This window comes from Priestia sp. P5_B4, from assembly GCF_056400385.1.
In genome coordinates, this window is record NZ_JBFULJ010000630.1 from 1 (window position 1) to 2,255 (window position 2,255).

Consider the following 2,255-nt stretch of genomic DNA (forward strand, 5'->3'; position numbering starts at 1 on the left):
CAGACTTTTTTTCATATAAATAATTATTTACTTACTACTTTAGCCGTTTTGCTTTGATTTTTAGCAGCATCTTTTGCAAAGACATCAACTTTTGTTCCTGCCTTTTGCTTTGGAATTCTTACATCAAAGCTTCCTTTTGAGTTGGCTTTTCCGCTTCCTATAAGTTTAGTACCTACTTTTACTTCAATTGTAGCGTTAGCTTCAGTTGTGCCTATGACGTGAGTTGATTTAGTAGTCAAATTGTTCACTTTTGGAGCAGGTGGAGGTGTTTTGTCTTGTACCGTCACTGCCGCTGCTTTACTTGTATTTTTGGCAGCATCTTGAGCTGTTACTGCTAACTTTGTTCCTGCTTTTTGTTTTGATATTTTGACACTAAATGCTCCTTTACCGTTTGCCTTGCTTCTTCCTAATGCCTTACTTCCAACCTTTACGTAAACCATGGCGTTAGCTTCCGTAGTTCCTGTTACTGCCGTACTTTGATCGCTTACAGCATTCACTTTCGGTACAGATGGAGCTGTTTTGTCCTGTACCGTTACTATCGTTGCTGTACTAGTATTTTTCTCTGCATTTTGAGCTGTTACCGATAACTTGGTACCTGCTTTTTGCTTCGGTACCTTGATACTGAATGCCCCTTTGCTATTTGCCTTGCCGCTTCCCAATGTCTTACTCCCAACTTTTACGTAAACCGTGGCGTTAGCTTCTGTAGTTCCTGTTACTGCTGTATTTTGATCACTTACAGCATTCACTTTTGGCGCTGCTGGGACAACAGGCGCTGCTTTATCGTTTATTTGATAAACTTTAGCTCCTTGGGAATAATAGATTTCTCCACTATCAGTTGATATAAATTGTACTTTTGAAAAATCACCTGATGTCTCCCATGCTTTTTTACCATTTGACTGTACAGCCGTTAGACTTGTTTTTCCTGCTAGATAGACACTTTGATTAACAGATTCCTTGATGGAAACTAATTCATTTGTCTTCAATGTCCACTTTACTTTTCCTTCTTTGCTAATGGCTTTAATATATGTTTCTTTTGGTGCATAATCGCCTCGGTGAGCCGAATAATAAGTTGTTCCGCTTTTCCCTGTTTCTATAACAGGAGTAGCAGAAGGTCGATAATCACCCATTCCTACTGGAAAAGGAGCATCGCTTTTTACGTTCCACTTTGCTTGTCCTGTTACTCCATCATAGCTGTATAAAACGCCTGCTTCGTTATCTGCTACTAAAAGATTTTTATTAATAGAATCATAAATGGGTGCTGGCCACACATCAACAGTCATTTTCTTTGTCCATTTTATAGAGCCGTTTGCATTTAAACCATATAAGTTTGACGGATACCCTTCCTGAAAATAGAGCATGTTATTTTGTGGATCTGTTGCAAACACAGAGCCTCCCGATTTCTTCCATTTCACTTTTCCAGAAGGATCAAATACTGTTACACCTTCTATGCCGTTAGTATACAGGTTGCTGCTTTTGTCCACTAGCAATTCAGCAATTCCTATAGCAACAAATTCATTATGCCACTTTAGTTTCCCTTTGGAATCAAAGGCATAAAGGAAGTTTTTTTCTTCAGGCTCTCCTCCTGCCATATAAATCATGCCATTTGGAGCGATAACGCTTTTGCTTAACACAAGTTCTGGTATATTAACCGTTTCTTGTTTCCACGTTGTCTTGCTTATAATATAAAGCTGTTTGGAATTATTATCGTTTCGCTTATAAAAATATAAACTATCTTTTGTATCTCCAATATAGAATAACGTTAAAGATTTAATACTCCATTTTTTCTGTCCATTAATAATGACGCCAAACTCTTGCTCATCGCTATAATTCTCTTGCTGCTTTTGATAAAGTACTCCTCCATTATCCCACGCATCTATTACGTTATAATTTTGACCTTTTTCTATTTCATAAATAAGCTTTGGTTTTGAAGCTTCAGCATAAGCTGATTGATTGAGTGGAAAAATTGCAGCTCCTACTAATAAAATGAATAACCCCCATACACTTTTCTTCATCATTTTTCTCATAGATATCCCCTTTATTTTTAATTTCCCTGCAAAACTATTACTTCCCTCCCTCTAGATATATGTAACTAACAAATCTATAATATAACAATAATTGGATTTTAGTAATACTAAAGTTTTATTTATTTTAAATATTCCAACTTATTTAATCAGAGACATATTCATTTTTTTTCAACTTCACTGTTTAAGAAAGAGCACAGGGTTTCTGCTCGGCAGTACTTCAAGGCTTAGGCT

General features: G+C 36.6%; 1 protein-coding gene. It reads right to left on the bottom strand.

Features of this window, described 5'->3' with window-relative positions:
- Positions 1–23: 23 nt before the first annotated feature.
- Positions 24–2,024, bottom strand: a complete 2,001-nt coding sequence (locus AC1DRF_RS23940; RefSeq protein WP_477741868.1) for an Ig-like domain-containing protein — start codon at positions 2,022–2,024, stop codon at positions 24–26.
- Positions 2,025–2,255: the final 231 nt, after the last annotated feature.